A 20,328-nucleotide genomic window follows, 5' to 3' on the forward strand; every position below is an offset into this window, starting at 1 on the left:
TCAAAATCTAGTGTTCCATACTCTGATATAAAGCCAATAATTTTTGAGCGCCCAACAACAAGTTCTCCTCCCAATCTAAATGTGCGGTGTCGTTTGCCCCATCTGTAATGTATTTCACGGAAATCAAACGAACGCCAAGTTTCTTACATACTTTGGCGAGCGCATATCCTTCCATATCAACCAACTGACATGGCACCTTAGGTTCACCAGTTTCAAAGCTATCGCCAGTCCCACAAATGCCCTTGGGAAGATGTTGAAAATACGGCTCTAGGTTAATCGCTGCGGGAAATTCCTGATCCATCGGTGTAACACCAACTTCAAAGCCAAGCGGTGAAACATCCATATCTCGCTGTACAAATGTTGTTACTTCAACCAAGGAATGTGCATCAAAATGCGAACTTCCTGCTGTTCCTAAATTCAGCAAAGTTGTGCATCCTGTCTTTTGAATCACTTCAAAAGCTTTAAATGCTGCATTGACCTTACCAATCCCACTGTAATGCACTGCAATATTTTCAGCTTCGAATAATCCTTTAGATTCGCTTGCTAAGGCCATAATTAGGGCTAGATCAGACATTACTTACTCATTAAATATTGAATGGAACACATTAGACAAAAATATATCCGGAAATAAAAGTTTCTTTGATCTAATGACTCAAGCATCTTGATCTAGAATAAGAAAAGTATTGAATAAAAACACAACAACAAGACGAAACTGTGAGAATATGGCAATATATAGCCCAAATTAATTTTAGTCACCATTTCGCCCATGAAGCTACTCCGTCTGAATGCTTTAGCGCCCAACTTTCAATTGCCCAAAACTGCCGTCACCATTGGCAATTTTGATGGTGTTCATTTGGGTCATCAGGCGATGGTTCAGCAATTAAAAGACATAGCACAACAACAAGATTTAAAAACTGTGGTGATGATTTTTGAGCCACAGCCTTTAGAATATTTTAAAAGTTACGATGCACCACCACGAATTAGTTCATTACGTGAAAAAGTGGAACATTTGGCTGCACTTGGTATCGACTATATTGTTGTTGCTAAATTTGATGACACATTTCGTAATTTAAGTGCGGAAGAGTTTGCTGATATTCTAAAATACAAACTGAATACCCAAAGCCTAGTACTCGGTGAAGATCATCATTTTGGTAAAAACCGACAAGGTAATAGCCAATTCTTGCGCGATTATGGTTTTCAAGTCACCGATTTAAATAACGTTGAACTGAATGGCGAGCGTATTAGCTCTACCTTAATACGCCAAACTTTGGCTACAGGGGACCTTAAAAAAGCTGCGGAGCTACTTGGTCGCCCGTATAGCATTACGGGTCGTGTTCAATATGGTGATCAAATCGGTCGCACCATTAACTTTCCAACTATCAATGTTCGTCTAAACCGCCATAAGCCCTGTTTGCATGGCATCTATGGTGTTGAAGTGATTTGTGAAACAGAATCGTTAAAAGACAAAGTTCGCAATGAAAATGCCGAATATCAAGGTATCGCTGGTTATGAGGCTACAGCCCTTTTCGGTGCAGGACATGTCGGCACCCGACCAGCCATCGAACAGGAACATCCAGAGTGGCGATTAGAAGTACATTTCCCTGATGTTTCTGCTAATCTGTATGGTCTGTTAATGCGGGTAACCTTTTTGAACTTTGTTCATGGCGAAAAGAATTATCCTTCGCTAGAAGCACTCAAAGCTGGGATCGATGATGATGTTGAGCAACTGCTTGAGTTTCGCCGAAACAACCCCAACTTTCCTTATTAATACTCCTTAATTTTTGTAAAACGCGTCAGCTTTAGACTGATTAAATTGGAAGACAACTTGCATGAGCGATAAGCAAACTCCTGAAAATGCAGTGGACTATAAAGCCACGCTAAACCTCCCAGGTACTGACTTTGCGATGAAAGCAAATCTCGCAGTACGTGAAGCGAAATGGTTAGAAGAGTGGTATGCCGACAACATTTATCAGCAGATTCGTGCGTCGCGTATTGGCAAGAAAAAATATGTGCTCCATGACGGCCCTCCATATGCGAATGGTCAAATTCACTTAGGTCATGCGGTTAACAAAGTCCTGAAAGACATCATCATTAAAAGCCGAGTGATGGATGGTTTTGATGCACCATACGTACCGGGTTGGGACTGTCACGGTCTTCCAATTGAACTTAAAGTTGAAGAAAAAGTCGGTAAAGTCGGCGTAAAAGTGGATGCTTCTACATTCCGTAAAGCCTGCCGTGAATATGCTTACACACAAGTTGAACTGCAAAAGAAAGACTTCGTGCGTATGGGCGTGTTTGGTGATTGGGACAATCCGTACTTAACGATGAACTTCAAACAAGAAGCCGACATCGTACGTTCATTGGGTGCTATTGCCAAAGCAGGTCATATCGAACCAGGTCTTAAACCCGTCAACTGGTGTTTAGACTGTGGTTCATCATTGGCTGAAGCTGAAGTTGAATACGAAGATAAAAAATCAGACGCAATTGATGTGGGTTTCAGCGTTGTTGATTTAGCTGACCTTTCTGCACGTTTGGGTGTAGACATTGCTGATCGTACCGACATCGTGATCTGGACCACAACGCCTTGGACCATGCCTGCTAACCAAGCAGTCGCTTTACATGCTGAGCTTGAGTATCAACTTGTTAAAGCAACAGGTGAAGACAAAGTACCTCAAAACTTCATTCTTGCGAAATCATTGGTTGAATCAGCTACTCAGCGTTATGGTTTTACTGCATTTGAAGTCATTGCTGAATTCACAGGTTCTAAACTTGAGAACCTTGTGCTGCAACACCCATTGATCGCTGAACGCCAAGTTCCTGTGATTCTAGGCGAACACGTGACTGACGGTAGCGGTACAGGTGCTGTACATACTGCACCGGGTCATGGTGTGGACGACTATAAAGTTGGCTTACAGTACAACTTGAAAGTTGAAAACCCTGTTGGCGGTAATGGTGTGTATCTTCCAACATCGCCACTGTTTGCAGGCGAGCACATCTACAAAGCCAATCCAAAAATTATTGCAGCATTGACTGAAGCAGGCAAACTTTGGGCACATGTTGTGATTAAACATAGCTACCCACATTGTTGGCGCCATAAAACACCGATTATCTTCCGTGCAACACCACAATGGTTCATCAGCATGGATGCCAAAGGTCTACGCCAAGGTGCATTGAACGCGATTGAAAATGATATTGAGTTCGTACCAGATTGGGGTAAAAACCGTATTCAAGCGATGATCGAAGGTCGCCCAGATTGGTGTATCTCTCGCCAACGTACTTGGGGTGTGCCAATTCCATTCTTCGTTCATAAAGATACTAACGAGTTACACCCTCGTACACCTGAATTGATTGAAGAAGTTGCGAAGTTAATCGAGCAAGAAGGTATTGATGGTTGGTATAACCGTGATGCACGCGAATTCATCGGTGATGATGCAGATTGCTATAACGCTGTTCGAGATACTTTAGACGTATGGTTCGATTCAGGTACAACACACTTTGCAGTTCTTCGTGAACGTGAAGAGCTACAAGACCCTGCTGATTTGTACCTTGAAGGTTCAGACCAACACCGTGGTTGGTTCCAATCTTCATTGTTGACTTCAATGGCAATCAACGAACGCGCACCGTATAAAGGCTTGTTGACACACGGCTTCGTGGTCGATGAGAAAGGCCGTAAGATGTCGAAATCGATCGGTAACGTCATCACACCGCAAGACATCATTAAAGATATGGGTGCTGATGGCCTTCGTTTCTGGATTGCATCTGCAGATTACCGTTATGAAATGACCGCAGGTAAAGAAATCTTTAACCGTGCCTCAGACGGTTACCGTCGTATTCGTAACACATTGCGTTTCTTGCTAGCAAACTTAAATGGTTTCCAACCTGCGACTGATTGCTTAGCGATTGATGATTTGATTGCACTTGATCAATACATCTTGCAACGTGCTTCAGAAGTTCAAGAAATCATTAAGAAAGCGTACGAAGATATGAACTTCCATATCGTGACAAGTGCGCTAACGAATTTCTGTATCAACGATTTAGGTGGTTTCTACCTAGACATTATCAAAGACCGTCAGTACACCACCAAAGCAGATTCTCAAGCACGTCGTTCTGCACAAACTGCGTTGTACCATTTGGTTCAAGCATTTGTACGTTGGATGGCACCTATTTTAACGTTCACCGCACAAGAAGCTTGGCCATTGATTCCCGGTCAAACTGAGAAATATGTCTTCACTGCTGAATGGTATGATATTCCGACTGCATCAAGTGCCAATGTCGTATCAGAAACTGAATGGCAAACATTGATCAATGTGAAATCAGCAGTGAATAAGTTTATCGAAGCAGCACGTGGTGCGAAAACTGTAGGTTCAAACTTGTCTGCGAAGGTTGAGCTTTGGGCAAATGATGAGCTTAAATCTGTGCTCGACAAATTAGGTGACGAACTTCGTTTCGTACTGATTACGTCTCAAGTGATTGTGAATACCTTTGATACAGCACAAGGTGAAGCATCTGATCTTGAAGGCTTGAACGTGAAAGTTTCAGCGGCTGACGGCGAAAAATGCGTTCGTTGCTGGCATGTTCTGCCTGATGTGAATACACATCCATCACATCCAGGACTATGTGGTCGTTGTATTATTAACCTCCCTACAGGTCAAGGCGAAGAGAGAAAATATGCCTAATCCACAAAATAATAAAAAAGGTTTATTCCAATTCTATCCTCACAATTTGTGGTGGATAGGATTGTCTATTGTTGCCATTATTTTGGATCAATGGACGAAATGGATAGCAAGTACACATCTGACTTATGCAGACCCTGTACCTGTTTTACCTTTTTTAAATTGGACATTACTACATAACTACGGCGCTGCCTTTAGTTTCTTGTCCGATGCCGGTGGATGGCAACGTTATTTCTTTACATCGCTTGCAGGAATTGTCTCGGTTATTTTTGTGTTTTGGATTATGCGTATGCCAAAAAACATGAAAGTATTGCCTTTAGCAATCGCACTCATCTTAGGTGGGGCGATTGGTAATCTTATTGATCGAGTAAGTTTAGGCTATGTTGTTGATTTTATTCATGTCTACTACAACAATAGTCACTTCCCTGCTTTTAACCTTGCAGATAGTGCCATTACTTTAGGTACCATCTTAATGCTTATCGATACTTTTTTCTTAGAGAAACATCGTATTCAACGTGCGGAAGCGCAAAATGACTGATTTTATTAATCCAAATGAAGATACTCGCATTGAAGCGGGTTCAAAAGTACATTTACACTTTTCAGTAGCCATTGAAAATGGTGTTGAAATTGATAATACACGTAGTCGCGAAGAACCTGTAAGCCTTGTGATAGGTGATGGCAGCTTATTGCCTGGTTTTGAAAAAGCTTTATTTGGCTTACGTGCGGGGGACCGTCGTACAGTAAGTTTACCTGCTGAAGATGCTTTTGGCCCTTGGAACCAAGAGAACGTGCAAAAATTTGATACTATTAAATTTGAGCAACGTCCTGCTGAAGGTCAAATGATTGAGTTTGAAGATAAAGCAAAGCAGTCATTATATGGTGTGGTTAAATCGGTTGGTGATGATATCACTGAGGTCGACTTTAACCATCCGCTTGCTGGTAAAGATATTACTTTTGAAGTTGAAATTTTCAAAGTAACACCAGCAGGTCAGCAAGGCATCAAAATTATGTAATGCCTGATTCGTACATAAAAAAGCGCCTTATGGCGCTTTTTTTTAGATACATTTTCGATCTACCTTTTTTAAAAAAAACATTTTAAAGTCAGTGTGATAACAGTTAGAAGGATTAATTTGGTGAATATTCAAATTATTGTGGGAAGCGTTCGAGAAGGCCGCACAGCCATTAAAGTTGCAAATTGGGTTCAAAACACGATTTCATCATATAACTACAGCACGATTCAGACAGAAATTGTGGACTTAAAAGAATGGGATTTACCGTTTTTCGCTGGAGCAAATCCACCACTAACGGGTATATATGATCAACCTAAGCAACAAGAATGGGCTGCTCAAATCGCGAAAGGTGATGCATTTATATTTATTAGTCCTGAGTATAATCATGGTTACAGCCCTGCACTTAAAAATGCACTTGACTATTTAGGTAAAGAGTGGAATGGAAAACCTGCTGCTTATGTCAGTTATGGCGGTAGTAATGGCTCTCGCTCTATCGATCAAATCCGTCAAGTTGCTACGCAATTAGGTTTAGTCGACTCAAATGCCGTGGTTGAGATTCGCGATATTTTTGCACGCAATCGCAATGAAACATTCGAAGGCAATGAATTCGATGACAAAGCGCTTAAATCTGCGTTTGATAAAATTGTGCAATATGTAAGTGCGTAAAAATCATCTTCTGATCATCAATAGGTGCGCGATTATAAATACCGAAGACAATTTGATCGAGATAAAATTATAGTTGAAAAAGTGAACCCTCTAAAATTAGAGGGTTCTTTTTAGATACAGATCGCAATGAATTAACTAATTTTGTCCAACCGTTAAACTTTGATTCCCTATACATTTGCATCCACATGCTAAAGGTGAATTATGCTGTGCGGCGGGTTTTCCCATAATAACCATTTTGCTGTCACCCGCAACAATTGTCGTCACCGTTTTATGTTTAGGACAGGTGGCCTTATCCCCTACACAAGCAACTGGCTTACCTTCGATTAAGAAAGAACTATTTGCTGAAATAACCTGCCCACCACCTGTGGTTGGAGAGCCAATCGTAATATAAGGGAAAGCCATACACTTATTCCTTTTATAATATTTTATTGAACTTCAAACTCGATTCGTCGATTTTTCTTACGACCCTCTTCCGTTGCATTGTCTGCAACAGGTTCATCAGCACCCATACCCGCTGTACTTAATCGTGAAGGTGAAATATTCTTCGCAATCAAATATTGTTTTACTGCATCCGCACGTTGCAAGCTCAATTCTTTGTTTTTCTGTGGATTACCTTGACTGTCAGTATGTCCGATAATTTTGACATTTTTGCCTTGAACTTTGTTTAGCGCAACCACCATTTCGTCTAAAATTTGTGTGCCTGCTGGTAAAAGTGTGGCACTTCCAGAAGCAAATTCAATAATTCGATTTTTTAAAGCATTATCAATGATAGCTTGTTCTGCATGATTCACAGATAACTGTGCATTAAAGCGATAAGGTGCCACAACTAAATTTTGAAATGTATTTTGAGTCGGTACGATATCATTTTGATTGAGGACTTTACCTGTGAGCTCAACTTGTGTTCCTCTTACACTCAATTTTCCTTGAGAAACTTTTTTAAGATCAGGTGTGATGACTTGGGTTACAGAATCACTCCATCCATTGGGTGCAGTGACAGGACGAACCTGAATTTTATCGATAATTTGGTCTTGGCTATAGACCACTTTCATTTTACTCAATATGGCCTGTTTGCTCATCTCGTTAGGAACAACTCCCTCAACGATAATTTCTTTCGCAAACGATATAACACTTAAACTCAATATCGAACTAAGCAGTGAAATCTTTAATAAGGTTTTCTTCATCATTATTCTTCTATAAAAGTCTGTCGGAATAATTTCATTCCTTGATTTAAACTTAACTGTCGTTCGCACAAAGATTGCTCGAGTGCAGCAAGACCTGCATTTTGCTCCAAATAGCGATCAATCCACTGTGCTTGTACCAATGAAACCCAATGTTCAGAGCTTAAGTTTTGATTGAAAATATCACTTAATGCTTCAATATCTGCGCCCTGAAAGCCAAATAATAAAACTGGACGTTCTGAATGAAGAATACCAATTAACACTTCGGTATTATGTTTTGGCAAAAATCTTGCGATTAAACTAACCCAGAATGCTGCGATTTCATAACAAAAACTAGGGTTGTGAATCGGTAAAATTAACACCTTATTCAGTTTACTCGTTCCATTTTTTAATACAGGTTGGAGTAAAAGACCTAGTCCAATCATGCTTTGTGCAAGCTCATAGACCGATATTTTCATCATTTGTGCAAACGAATGCATGGTGTGATTTTCAAAAAAAGCGGTTGATTCAGTTACATCAAGAACTTGAATTTCTTTTTTGAGCTGAGCCAGTTTTTCGATTAAATCATCAGCATCTCGAATTTGACGAATCACTCGGTTTCTTTGAAATAAGTCAATCAAAACTGGCTTATAGCTATAAGGTGCATAGAGCAAATTTTGGTAGGGTGCATCCACTTCCAATAAGTGACTCAACACCATAGGAAACTGACGACCTGAGCTGTCTTGGCTGGTCACTAAGTTTGCAACCAAGAACATATTTTCACGCGGATTGGCAATAAAGAAATCTAATGATGCCAAACTTTGATAATTTTGATCGAAGTTTGGATTTCTCATTGCCATTTCAAGCGCTTCAGTAATCCACTGATCAATCACTTGAATCAGAGAATACTGTCCTTTGGTTTTCAGAAAATCGCCACGAGCAGGACTCTTACCATAGTACAAAGGCGTTGTTTTCACACTGTACATATCGCCTCCTACTGATGATCCATCTTAAGTTGTACTCCATACATCATGGCTGTGCTCCTTGTGTTGCATTTTGCAATGCCGTATTCGTTGAATTCTCAGCTTGAGGTGCTGGTGTTGGTGCCTTTTGAGCAGATACCACACGTGCTGTCGCCTTGTTGGTCGTCACCTTATCAACCAATTGCAAACCGTTTAAATCACGATTAGAACCAACGCCTGTTCCACCTTGACCTGAATTCCCACTGATCAAACGAAAGTTTACTTTTACCGCTAATGATGGTTGTTGAGCACTTGCCCAAGTCATTTCGATGACACCATTTTGATCACGACGTTGCGAAGAGTCGATCAAACGATTGATCCCGTATTCACCTGGTGCATCAAAAATCGTATGCGTTTTCCCTTCGAGATCGACTGCAGTAATACGTGCTCCAGGAATAGCACCAGTATTCGGCCAAACAAAGTTCACCCACTGTTGGATACCATTTTCAAAGACCATACGTTGACCATCAATATCAATCGTATAAGACAGCAACTGTGGATTAGACAATGGATAGAATTGGAAGTTGGACTGATTGGTCGCAGCAGGCGCAGAACCTTGTGACAAAGTACCTGTAGCTACACCGTTAAGTGGTGAAACATAGCGTTGGAAACTCATCACAAATTGTGGATTCAAGATAATGCCTTGGTCTTTCCACGTTTTAGAAGTCAGTGTGTAGCCACGACGAATCACAAATGGATCGAGCGTTTCTTTAACAAAATTGGCAATACTACCGCCCTCACCGAAGATTTGACCGATTTCACTACTCGTCGCTTGGATTGAAGCCGAGGTATTGAATGGAACCTTTTGGCTCAGAGTCTGATTAAACGGTTGATAAGCTTGCATCACCCATAATTTATTAATCTCATCTTGTGCTGGCGTGATTAAGCTTGCAAAGGATTGTGTCAGTGGACTCACCAAAAGCTTTTGAATGAGCTTATTGTCAATATCATTCAGACCGACCGTCAGTTTTTCATCGACAAGTTTTTGCGTAGTATTAAATACTGAGGTTTGTTCATTGATGGTTTGTTTTACCAAAGCCATCGCATTTGGGCCAATATCCCCTGCATTTCGGAGATCATTAAACTTACTGCGTACCTGTGCGAGATTTTCTAAATACTCATCAAGTAATGATTTATTTTGCTGATCATCACGTTTACGAACCAACTGATAAAAAACGTTAAATTCTTTTGAGATAGCACCTTGGGCGCGCTCAGCTGCACGTTGAATTTCATTGGTATTATCTTGACGAAGAACCTTACGTTTAAACCAAGCGATAAATCCTGTTTGTGGAGCAGCCAATTCCGCTTGAACCACAGGGTTATCCCAATTGGTTTCTTTCGCTGTATGCTCAATGAGCAAACGTATCGGGGAGTTTTGAGGCTCACCCAATAAATCTATTGTTTTATGTTGCTGGGCAAAATCAGGTTGTTTTGCATAATAAATTCCATTCAAGAATTTACGCCACTCTGCGATATATTCTTTCTTATAGAGTTCAGTCAGCTGCTTACGAATTTGATCTGGACTACCACTAAAGGTGAGGTCATCTGATTGATTGCTGTTCAACACCCAGTCACGACTGTCTGTCGGACTATTCGCAGCTTCATCAATGGCTTGATCGATATATTCGTTCCATGCCTTATATGTAAATACCCCAGGAAGAGCATAAGAACCTAATACGGCACTACGATTGTTCTCACCTACAATTTGAGCTGCTGTCACTGCTGGATATCGTACAGCAGCACGCATTTTGATCTCATTATAAACTCGATCACGTGCTGGCATCCCCTTCATCACCGCCAACAATACTTGTCGGCTTTGATCAACCAATTGCGCATCCGCTGACAACTGTGGGAATTTTGGATCATTCGCCAATGTCATGGTATAGGTCAGCACCTGCTCCGCTTTTTGGATCATTTCACCACGTGGCATTTGTCCACGATTGGCATCTAACCATGAACGCCAAAAGCGCGTAACCTGATCACTCAGATGACTTGCTTCCATATATTTTGAATTGCTCATCATCAAATAAGCTTTCAATGCGTTGTAAGCATCTTGGGGATTCGAATCAGAAGGTTCCAAAGCATTTTGTGCAGGTTTAGCCGATACTTGCTGAATTTCAACATTAACGTGATTTTCTTTTAGTGTCGCTTCATTATTTTTTACACGTTGCAAGAACTGACCAATATTTTGTTGAGATGGTTCTAAAACAATTTGTCGCACACCATTTAAATATTCGGTTTTAAGTTTTTCCCGCAGATCATTGCCTTGATACAAACCAAAGCCAAACTTTAATGGACGATCTTCTTCAAATTGATCTAACTGTTCTAAACGCTGTTGTAAAATTAGTAACGAGTCGAGCTGTGTCGCCAAATGCTGACCTGATGCCTGCTCCATTTGCATCACTTTATTCAGATCAGCTTGAACATCTGCGATCAACTGTTGATTGTTACGGTAAGACCACACCCACAGGCCTAAAATTACAGATACCCCAAGTAAAGCTGCAATAAAACTCAAATAACGTTGGCGCTTTTTCGCCGGGTTAATATGTTGCTTCACCAAGTTTTTATCTTTCAGAATGACATCTGAAAATAATCCCTTTAAGAAATACCCATGATTCTGTGATACAGAATTTTGTGGAATACCATGTTCGCTGTTCGGAATTTTCTGAAGTCTAAATTCTTGAGCAATTTGCTCCGTCATTGGACTCTCGATCGTTCCTTCTTGTAAGGCACTGGTGAAGTAAAAACCACGGAATACAGGTTTGAACTGATACGGATTTTCCTCAAATAGTGTTCCTATAAAAGTTTTGAGTGCTGGTTTTAAAGTCTTAAACTCAAGCGGAAAAGTCATCACACTTGGTGAGATATTCTGTGCATGACGGCGACTTAAATGAGTCGTACTTACGCTTTTCAATCCATCATACAAAATATTGTAATGATGCTCGAATAGATCAACAGCATTTTCAGATGAATCTGGATTATAAGGCAGCGTTGCTCCCCAAACTTGGTCAAATTCATCCTGATCATAACAATCAAAAAACTCAGTGAATCCTGCGATCAAATCCATTTTAGAAAACACCAAATACACAGGTGCAAAGATTTCTAAACGTTCCGTCAAATCTTGTATACGTGCTCTCAAGTTTTTAGCGAGTTTCAAAGATTTTTCAGGACTTTGGCTAACTAACTCGGCAATACTGACGGTGACAATCAGTCCATTAATCGGCGCTTTAGATCTATTTTTTTTGAGCAAGTTCAAAAAACCAATCCACTCAGAGTGATCTTCTGCATAGACTGAGTAACGACCAGCAGTATCCAACAACACCCCTTCTGTTGAGAAAAACCAGTCGCAATTACGTGTTCCACTCAAACCTGAAGACACTGCATTTTTATGCGTTTCTTCGAATGGGAACTTTAAGCCCGAGTTATAAATGGCAGAACTCTTACCGGCAGCAGGGTTACCAATGACCATATACCAAGGCAACTCATATAGCGCTGCATTCCCTTTTTTATCACCCAGCTTTGACTTACGAATGAGCTGAATTGAATCCTTCATCTGTTGATGAACCAATTGTAGTTCATCTTTATCCTTCTGCTTACCATACTCAGCTTGGGTATCTTTTTCGATTGCTTCCGCCAATTCTTCCCCTTGCTTCTCATGGCGTTTGCGTTGAATGAACCAATAGATTCCATAACCGATTAGACCCAGTACATAAGCCACCGCAAGCGGCCAGAAATACTGTCTAGGTATCGTGTGATAGGCAGACACTAAGGCAACAAACAATGACAATGCAATGATTGCCTTTGGGTTTGAAACGTACTGCCATACATAGCCTAATATCGTGTGCATTGTATTCTCATTTTTTTCGTAAATTTTTAAACGTTTTGCTGCTCAGGATTTATGTCTGATTCTGATTGATAAGTTTGAATAAATGTCTGAACATCTGGGTTTTGAGTTGTATACACCATTGTCATCAAGGCATCATCAAACTGAAAAGCGAGAGTAAAGCCAAAAATTTTAGCTAAGCTTTGTGTATTCCCAAGTGTTGGAAAAAGCATTAAATAGTGATGTTGCTCAATATTCGTATTGGCAAAATTTTGCTCAATTTTCTTAAGTGTTTTGAGTTGAGTAATGTCATCCAACAGAACTGTAAAGGGCTGCTCATTTTCCACTTTGAACTGATGATCAATGTTATAGCGATCTAAACTCTGTTTCAGTTGTTTTTCATTTATCGCAATATCTAATGTTTTCGTAGGTAAAACATTTTCAATTTGAATTTTAGGTGAAGCTAAACAACAGCTCGAAATATATTCTGCAGGAATATACTGCTCTGAAATCCAAATCTTTTCATCTAATGTATCTTGGTCAATTTCGGAATCAACGATAAACACAAGACTTATAGACGACTCATCTTTTTCAATACTTTGTAAAAGATGAATCCATTCACTATAGCTTGTTTCAGCACCCCAATAGTGGTGTTCCACGTGAAACACTTCAGGAATATAATTGAGCTGACTCAGGTAGTCTGAAATGAGTTGCTCAGAATCTTGTTCATCCCAAACATGCAGTAATTCTTCAGCGAGAATCAGGTGGATTTTAAGCTTATTCAGTCGATAAACTTGCTGCACAGAAGGAGTATCTTCTTCCCCATCATGATACTCAGCCTGAGGATCAATCCATGCTGGATGCATACGATAAGATTGGCTAATTTGAGTATCGTAGAAAAGTGCAGATTTTTTTAAATGCTCACTAATTTCCCAGAGTATTTCTGTTTGTTGTTCGAGTTGAGTCAGAATCAATTGGTGAATGCGGTATTGCCGTTTGAAGCTATATTCATCCTCTTCATCTTGTTCGACGTCTAAATCAGAAATTCGATAACTCAGAATAGGCAAGCCATACCCATTCAATAATTTGTCATCAAGTTCAGGACTCTTGAATTCCCGAATCGCATCAATAATCAGATGATTTTCACCCAAAGCATTGAGTGCATAAGCGCGATAGACATTTAAATTGATCCACTCCACAGGCTCAGGCTGTAGCTCCTCAATTGCGACCTCATCGCTAAGTTGAGGATCATTCTGTTTATTTTTTTGCTCTTTTATCCAATGATAAATCATATATGGCATCACCAAAAAAGCAGTGATTGCAACAGGTAACAATCCAAAAAAGATAAGTAGATCACTGCCAGAAGGATCAAAATTGATGTCACGCCAATACAGCACCACAATCGCAGAAATCACCAGATAAACAGTAAGGAACACTCCAACAATGATTTTGATCATGACGCTACTCCAAGCAATGGGTAGCAAGTTTCATCATTGTCTAGCGGTTGATTATGAGCTAAAAAGGCACCCTGACTAAGCCCCATAGAATGCTCCGAATTTAAAGTAATAGGCTGTATTTCTTGTTTTGATAAAATTAAACGAACATCAACCAATAAGGTTGGGCTACACCAGCTTTGTAGTAGTTTTTTTAATTTTAAACTTAGTTTTTGTTGTGGTAGAAAATCTAGGTAAGTTTTACGATCCAACGGTCCAATTTGAATTTCAATTTTGCCATCAATTTGGGTAATAGTCTCTCCACAAAATGTATTCAATCCTAACAAGCTTGGCGTCGCCCCTCCTAAGGATGTTCTCTGCTGAAGCTCTAATTTAAATTTTTCAGGGATAAACTCTTGTATTGCCACATGCTGATTAAATACCTGTGCAATCATGGTTTTTAAAGCATGTGCTGTATTATTTTGCCCCTGCATTAATCCTGCAAATTCAGCAAAATAATCATCAAGTTCTTGTTGTTGATGTTGCTGACTAATATAACCATTTAAAGCATGGATAATATTCAGATAATGATTTTCAGACTCGACCTCATACCGTACTGGTAAATTGTACTTGACCGTCGCATCAACGAATTGTGAAGTGAGCTTATGATTAAATAAACTCAAGAATTGCGTTGTTTCAACTCGAAATTTGCGTGATGCTGATTTAACTTTATTGGTATAGCTATAGGGTAATGCCCCCTGCATGCCAGTCAAACCCACCATTAAATTTGTAAGCTGAACTTTTTCATCTTCTAAAGCTAGCGATTCAATTTCTTTTTTAGGGAAGTTAAGCTCTAAGGAAGGATGAAATTTAAAATCACGATCCCATGGTGTATGTGGCCGAGCAAAGGGCACATGTCTTAACAATCGAATCGACTGAATAAACTCATAAGCAGTCGGCTGTTGAAATAAATGGTCTATTACAGAAGCTTCTTGCCACCAACGTTCTGCACGCATTGGTATAACTCCTGTTGTGATTGAGCATCTTCGATTATGACATCGACAAAACTGTTTAACTGCACTTTTAAGTTAAACACATGACTCAGCAATTGACTGAAAATATAAAGACTATGACCTCTGAATATTTGTTCATCGATTCGGATAACAACTTTGAGTCCTCGTACGAAAAGCGGGAAAGGTTTTGCTTCAACCAACTTATGCGTCAGGCTAAATTCAATTTGTTTAATCGAATTAATTAACAGATGATTTTCTTTATTCGCCGGTAAGTTATATAACTCTAATAATTCTTTTAAATGTGCTACCGCATCCCCTTTCATCAGTGCTAACGTATTTAATGAAAGATGAGAAATAATGCGCCATTGCTCTTTCTGATTTTGCTCAAATTGATAGGGTAAACTCGGACGCTTCAATACCAACGCTCGACGTGCCAAACTACTATCATTCAGATTTAAAATATTATTTGACTGGCTTAATGCTTCATGCGGTAAATTCCGATTCGAACATAGCAATACGGTGCTAATAAAATCAGACTTTGTATCATACGGCTGTAAATGCTTAGAAATAATGGAATAACCCGTTTCAACAAACTTATTGTTGAGCTGTGATGAGTTCAATGCATAGAAAAATTGGACATTTTCATCATGGTAATGACTCATTCCAAAGAACGGCAACACTGGATGATAAACCTGTTCCTGATTAATCTTTTCACGAACCATGTGCATTTTCTGAATCGAATAGACCTGATAAAACTCAGGATGATGCGCATCCGTGATCAATGGATATTCAAGTTGTCGATGATGTATTTTTTGTGGTTCAGCATTTTTTTCAAAAAGATTAACAGCCGGCGTGCTAAATAATTTGAAATTTGCAACATTCAGCTCTGAATAATTACGAATAATCGCCTGATCGTTTAGGTTTAACTTAAAATGAATTTGGAGATCAAAACTCGTTTGCTGATCTAATAAATTTCTTAAAAAAGACAAATCAAGATTAAGAAAGCTGAATTTATCTGCAAAACAAAAATATTCCATCAACAAGCGATAGGCATGATGTGTATGTTGATCAATAGGCAATAAACTCTCATCTTCCTCAAAGCCCATTAAGGAAAATGGATTAGAAATTTGATAAAGCTGTGTTCCAATGCGTACCGTAAAAGTCGTATCTTTTTTGAAAATACTATCCAAAACTTGCAGCGGAAAATTTGAAATAGCATCTAAATAAATAGGGAGTTTTTCTTGATGAATCCACAAGCCTGCTTCATTGAAAGTTTCAAAACTTAATTGCAAAGTGGCATTTTGATTGAGATGAATTTGAGCACTTGGGTTCGTTTTAAATTGAACTTGATTCAGTTGAATGGGAAGTAATCGTACAGCTTGAGAGGTATTAAATTCACATTGTACCCCCTTAAAGCTTCGTGATTTTAGCGTTGTTGCCTGCGGAATGACGTGAGCTTCAGTTAATTGTTTTATTTTATTTTGATCCTCGAAACTGACGACAGTACAACTTGGAAAATGTCTTAGATATTGAGGGAACATCACCTCAAATAAAGCACGTGTAAAAATGTCATAACTGTCTGCTAATTTTTTATCAATTCGAGCAGCAATCAACGAAAACGCCTGAATTAAGCGCTCAATGTGTGGATCATCAATCTGTTCTTGGTTGAGCGAGAGCCGTTGGGCAATTTTAGGATACTTCTGAGCAAACTCGCGAGATTGTTGACCAAATTCTTGTAATTGTTTTTCGTAGTACGGTAAAAGTTCTTCTATCACAAAAGCCCCAATCTTAAGATCTAGCCGAAATTACATATTGTTGTGTCGTTGGTTTCAATAAAGCATCAAAAACTACAGGCTCATACAATGGATGGATATTTAAATATGCTTGAATACTGAGGCAAAGTGCGCCCATATTGTCGCTGTCTAACAACATTTCAACTTGAATTTGTCGTAGGCGAGGTTCATGTGCCGCAATGGACTGCTGAATAGATTGGCAAATTTTGTCTCGATCCATTGGATTGGCTGTTGATAATCCAACAAAATCAATAATGCCAAACTGTGCAATCGAGCCTTTAACCGTAGGGAAGTCATCAATTTGATCAAACTTGGCTACTCGACTATTGAGTAGATCTTCCAAGTCATGTGCAACAGATTCACGTAGCTCTTGCATAGATAAGCCTCTGATCTGATCCTCATATTCTGGAATCAAGCGGTCAAATAAAGTTGCACGGAAGCCAAATGGATAAAGATGATCTAAATTTGTTTTCATCTTGCCTACTCTAAAAGATGAATAAAGGCCAACTTAAGTCAGCCCCTACTCCTCTCACTTTCAAGACTTTAAGCTTTGTAGCTTGCAGTGTTGTTAGAAAGTGACCATTGCTTCGTGATCGCACCTTTTTGAGTACCATCGATATCTTGTTGGTTGTATGTCCATTCAACAGCAGCATATTTCAAACCAAATGCTTCAGTCGGAACACCTTCAGCATTTACAGATGGTGTTACGCTTGAAACTAGAACATGTTTCAATTTGATTTGAAGGTACTTGATACGCTTATCACCATTCGCACGGTAGTAATCGATTTGTACTTCATCAAAAGTGTAACCAGCAGAACATGCTTCCCAAAGTTTCGGGCTAGTCGCATCTAAATCTTTAACGAATAACATGTCTGAATGTTCAACACGCTCTGAAGTATGACCACCAACACTTGAAGATGTCGCAGATTTAGGCTGACGGATGTTATGAGACCAAGAATTAACTTCCAACCAATCTTTGTGCTCAGTGTCACGAGATTCGCCGTCTACTTTGTATTTTCCTCGAAATTGAACATATATATCTTTCATGAAGATTTCCTGTTTTATTTAACGTTATTATAAAGTTGCTCTATTTAATTAGAGGACTGAGGTAACTCAGTGACAAGTCTCAAAGATACCGACAACTCGTCCAACTGGAAGTGCGGTCTTAAAAACACGACCGATTTGTAGTGACCAGGGTTCGCCGGGTCTTCCACAACTTTTACAGATGCTTCACGAAGCGGGCGCTTAGCTTTGGCCTCTTGTGATGCACCATCATCTAGTAATACATATTGAGATAACCAATCATTCAAAAAGCTTTCTACATTTCCAGCTGAAGCAAAACTTCCGACTTTATCTCGCATCATTGCTTTCAAATAATGCGCAATACGCGACACAGCCATGATGTATTGAATCTGGCTTGAGAGTGCTGAATTTGCATTCGCTGTATCGCTATCATATTTCTTAGGCTTTTGGGTCGATTGAGCCCCAAAGAACGCTGCGTAGTCTGTGTTTTTGCAGTGTACTAATGGAATAAAACCGAGATCGCTCAACTCTTTCTCACGGCGGTCCGTAATCGCAACTTCTGTCGGACACTTAAATACGACTTCACCATCATTGGTTTTGAAGGTATGTACTGGCAAGCCTTCTACTAAACCACCACCTTCAACCCCACGAATTGCTGCACACCAACCATGCATATCAAATGCATTCGTTAAACGTGTACCGAAACCGTATGCTGCATTCATCCAGAGATATTGATCGTGATCTTCACCTGAGACTTCTTCAACGAAGTTAAAGCCTTCTGTTGCCCAACCCTCTTTAGGGTCATAAGGCAGGCGACCCAGAACGCGTGGCATAGTTAAAGCCACATAGCGAGAATCATCACTTTCACGGAATGAGCGCCACTGTACATATTCTGCAGTTTCAAAAATTTTAGATACATCACGAGGACGATCAATTTCAGTGAAAGATTCAAGACCTAGAATTGAAGGGCTTGCTGCTGAAATAAAGGGTGCATGAGAGGCAGCGGCAACATGAGAGATTTGTTCTAAAAGATACATATCTGACGGTGTGCGATCGAATTCAAAATCACCAATCAAAGTTGCGTAAGGTGCACCACCAAAAGAACCATATTCTTCTTCATACACTTTTTTGAACAATGTGCTTTGATCAAAGTCAGTTGCGCCTTGGAAGTCCTTAATCAATTCTTTTTTAGTGGTATTTAAAATGCGGATTTTAATTAAAGGATTTGAAGGTGTTTCTTGACAGAAATAGTAAAGTCCACGCCAAGTCGACTCAATCTTTTGAAACTGTTCATGATGCATAATTTTGCTTAATTGAGCAGAAATTAAAGCATCAATTTCAGCAATACGCTTATCTATTGAGACCGTCATGTTTTCTGAAACAGTAATTGTTCCAGCCATAACTTCTTTGGCTAATTCCCCAATTAAATTTTTCGCACGAACATGTTCATCATCGTTACGCGCAATTCGACTTTGTTCAACAATCGAATCTAGAAGACTCGTTTCTTCAACAGCATTGCTTGTCGCAGGTGCGGTTTGTAAATTACTCACGGTCGTCGCCTCCTGCTTCAGCACTTAATTTGCGTACTTGATCTGTATTTTGAAGAATTTCATCAAGCAGATCTTCTAGACGTTCACTATTTGAAATTTTATTACGCAAATCTGAAAGGCGTTCACGCGCTTCAACCAATTTGCGTAAAGGGTCAACTTGTTGAACAACATTTTCAGGTCGGAAATCTTCCATTGAGTTAAAAGTAAGATCTACCGACATATTTCCACCCTCTTCCGAAATTGTGTTTTCAACTTGAAAGGCTGCTCTTGGTGCTAGCGAACTCATTACTTCATCAATGTTATCCAAATCCACATTAATAAATTTCTTATCTTTCAGTTTGGTTCTTTCAAGTTCAGATGCTGCTGAGAAGTCCCCTAATACACCAACAACAAAAGGAAGTTCTTTTATTTCTTTACCATCACCTACTTCTACGTCATACGTCAGTTGTACTCGAGGTGGTCGAATGCGTTGTAATTTTTTTTGAACACTTTCACGCTTAGCCATATTATTTTTTCCTAAATTTGTAATTTGATCAGTTCAACGAGCCAAATGGATTCTCACGTTTTGGTGCTGCTGGTTTTTCAACTTTCGCAGGTGTCGTTGTTTTAGCGGGTGTTGTTTTTGCTGGAGTCGATGCACGGCGCGTCGTACGTGCAGGCTGTCGAGTAGTTCGAGTCTCTTGAACACGCTTAGGTGCTTCTTCAACTTTGGTTTCGATTACAGTCAAAGGTTTAGCTTTTTTAACTGCTTCAGAAAGTGCCAACGCAGGTTCGTAAGTCTCTTCAGTCAAATAACGCACTTCTGGTCCACGCATTTGCTCTAATGCCTCATTCGCGATTCCGATTCCAGCTAAAAACTTAGTATCTGTTAACGATGAGTGCTGAACATTTTGTGCATTAAGAATGTTCACCAATTGAAGTGCTTTCTGATTTTGTCCGATTTGTTGAAAACGCTGAGCTGCTTGTGCTAGAAAACCATTTTTGTTGTCTTTATTTTTTTTATCACATGCTTGAGCATAAATTTGTAGCAATGTCTGGTCTGTTTCACCCGCTACTAATGGATGATCTTTAACACAACCTCTTTTGAGTTTTACTTCATCTGCGTAAGTTGTAGACGCCATCCCCAACCCAATTAGCAGAGTTGTAAGCAGAATTTTAGTATTCA

Annotated in this window: 18 protein-coding genes; 5 read left to right on the forward strand and 13 right to left on the reverse strand. The window is 39.6% G+C overall.

The features are described 5' to 3' along the window. Positions 1–7: 7 nt before the first annotated feature. Positions 8–574 carry a 5'-methylthioadenosine/S-adenosylhomocysteine nucleosidase family protein gene (locus tag AC1M9E_RS14190; RefSeq protein ID WP_035270546.1) on the reverse strand — a complete coding sequence of 189 codons (567 nt, stop codon included), beginning with the start codon at positions 572–574 and terminating at the stop codon, positions 8–10. Between the two features lie 192 nt (positions 575–766). On the opposite strand from AC1M9E_RS14190, the gene ribF reads away from it, so the two are divergent. The 5 genes from ribF (at position 767) to AC1M9E_RS14215 (ending at position 6,349) form a co-directional block, all read left to right on the forward strand. Further along, the gene (gene ribF, locus AC1M9E_RS14195; protein WP_481586944.1) at positions 767–1,768 is read left to right on the forward strand and encodes a riboflavin biosynthesis protein RibF; all 1,002 of its coding nucleotides are present in this window, start codon (positions 767–769) and stop codon (positions 1,766–1,768) included. 61 nt (positions 1,769–1,829) lie between these two features. Further along, entirely contained in the window at positions 1,830–4,676 is a 2,847-nt protein-coding gene (gene ileS, locus AC1M9E_RS14200) for an isoleucine--tRNA ligase (RefSeq protein ID WP_481586945.1), read from the forward strand. Continuing rightward, complete coding sequence (gene lspA / locus AC1M9E_RS14205; RefSeq protein WP_035270556.1) at positions 4,669–5,211, forward strand: signal peptidase II; 543 nt, start codon at positions 4,669–4,671, stop codon at positions 5,209–5,211. Before ileS ends, lspA begins: the two co-directional genes overlap by 8 nt. Then, entirely contained in the window at positions 5,204–5,686 is a 483-nt protein-coding gene (locus AC1M9E_RS14210) for an FKBP-type peptidyl-prolyl cis-trans isomerase (RefSeq protein WP_481586946.1), read from the forward strand. Before lspA ends, AC1M9E_RS14210 begins: the two co-directional genes overlap by 8 nt. Before the next feature lie 120 nt (positions 5,687–5,806). After that, positions 5,807–6,349 carry an NADPH-dependent FMN reductase gene (locus AC1M9E_RS14215; RefSeq protein WP_180029095.1) on the forward strand — a complete coding sequence of 181 codons (543 nt, stop codon included), beginning with the start codon at positions 5,807–5,809 and terminating at the stop codon, positions 6,347–6,349. A 135-nt stretch (positions 6,350–6,484) separates the two neighbouring features. Here AC1M9E_RS14215 and AC1M9E_RS14220 read toward each other — a convergent pair whose 3' ends face one another. The 12 genes from AC1M9E_RS14220 to AC1M9E_RS14275 all read right to left on the reverse strand — a co-directional run bounded on the left by AC1M9E_RS14220 (position 6,485) and on the right by AC1M9E_RS14275 (position 20,284). After that, positions 6,485–6,751 (reverse strand): PAAR domain-containing protein, encoded by a 267-nt coding sequence (locus AC1M9E_RS14220; protein ID WP_092766603.1) that lies wholly within the window; start codon positions 6,749–6,751, stop codon positions 6,485–6,487. 23 nt (positions 6,752–6,774) lie between these two features. Further along, positions 6,775–7,533: an OmpA family protein gene (locus AC1M9E_RS14225; RefSeq protein ID WP_481586948.1), complete on the reverse strand. Its 759-nt coding sequence runs from the start codon at positions 7,531–7,533 to the stop codon at positions 6,775–6,777. Further along, positions 7,533–8,492 carry a type VI secretion system-associated protein TagF gene (tagF, locus tag AC1M9E_RS14230; protein ID WP_092766605.1) on the reverse strand — a complete coding sequence of 320 codons (960 nt, stop codon included), beginning with the start codon at positions 8,490–8,492 and terminating at the stop codon, positions 7,533–7,535. Before tagF ends, AC1M9E_RS14225 begins: the two co-directional genes overlap by 1 nt. Before the next feature lie 43 nt (positions 8,493–8,535). Further along, positions 8,536–12,375 carry a type VI secretion system membrane subunit TssM gene (gene tssM / locus AC1M9E_RS14235; protein ID WP_481590192.1) on the reverse strand — a complete coding sequence of 1,280 codons (3,840 nt, stop codon included), beginning with the start codon at positions 12,373–12,375 and terminating at the stop codon, positions 8,536–8,538. A 26-nt stretch (positions 12,376–12,401) separates the two neighbouring features. Next, on the reverse strand, positions 12,402–13,808 hold the full coding sequence (locus AC1M9E_RS14240) for a hypothetical protein (protein WP_481607149.1): 1,407 nt from the start codon (positions 13,806–13,808) through the stop codon (positions 12,402–12,404). Further along, positions 13,805–14,800, reverse strand: coding sequence for a type VI secretion system baseplate subunit TssG (gene tssG, locus AC1M9E_RS14245; RefSeq protein WP_481607148.1), 996 nt, complete (start codon positions 14,798–14,800; stop codon positions 13,805–13,807). Before tssG ends, AC1M9E_RS14240 begins: the two co-directional genes overlap by 4 nt. After that, positions 14,764–16,572 (reverse strand): type VI secretion system baseplate subunit TssF, encoded by a 1,809-nt coding sequence (gene tssF / locus AC1M9E_RS14250; RefSeq protein WP_481607147.1) that lies wholly within the window; start codon positions 16,570–16,572, stop codon positions 14,764–14,766. Before tssF ends, tssG begins: the two co-directional genes overlap by 37 nt. Positions 16,573–16,585: 13 nt before the next feature. Beyond that, positions 16,586–17,065, reverse strand: coding sequence for a type VI secretion system baseplate subunit TssE (gene tssE, locus AC1M9E_RS14255; protein ID WP_481607146.1), 480 nt, complete (start codon positions 17,063–17,065; stop codon positions 16,586–16,588). 68 nt (positions 17,066–17,133) lie between these two features. Then, a complete protein-coding gene (locus AC1M9E_RS14260) occupies positions 17,134–17,637 on the reverse strand; it encodes an Hcp family type VI secretion system effector (RefSeq protein WP_092766611.1) in 504 nt (167 codons plus the stop codon). Between the two features lie 44 nt (positions 17,638–17,681). Continuing rightward, positions 17,682–19,163, reverse strand: coding sequence for a type VI secretion system contractile sheath large subunit (gene tssC / locus AC1M9E_RS14265; RefSeq protein ID WP_092766612.1), 1,482 nt, complete (start codon positions 19,161–19,163; stop codon positions 17,682–17,684). Next, a complete protein-coding gene (tssB, locus tag AC1M9E_RS14270; RefSeq protein WP_092766613.1) occupies positions 19,156–19,668 on the reverse strand; it encodes a type VI secretion system contractile sheath small subunit in 513 nt (170 codons plus the stop codon). The genes tssC and tssB overlap by 8 nt, the downstream gene beginning before the upstream one ends. Before the next feature lie 28 nt (positions 19,669–19,696). Beyond that, positions 19,697–20,284, reverse strand: coding sequence for a hypothetical protein (locus AC1M9E_RS14275; RefSeq protein ID WP_481607144.1), 588 nt, complete (start codon positions 20,282–20,284; stop codon positions 19,697–19,699). Positions 20,285–20,328 lie beyond the last annotated feature (44 nt).

The organism is Acinetobacter sp. 24-47-47 (assembly GCF_057737035.1).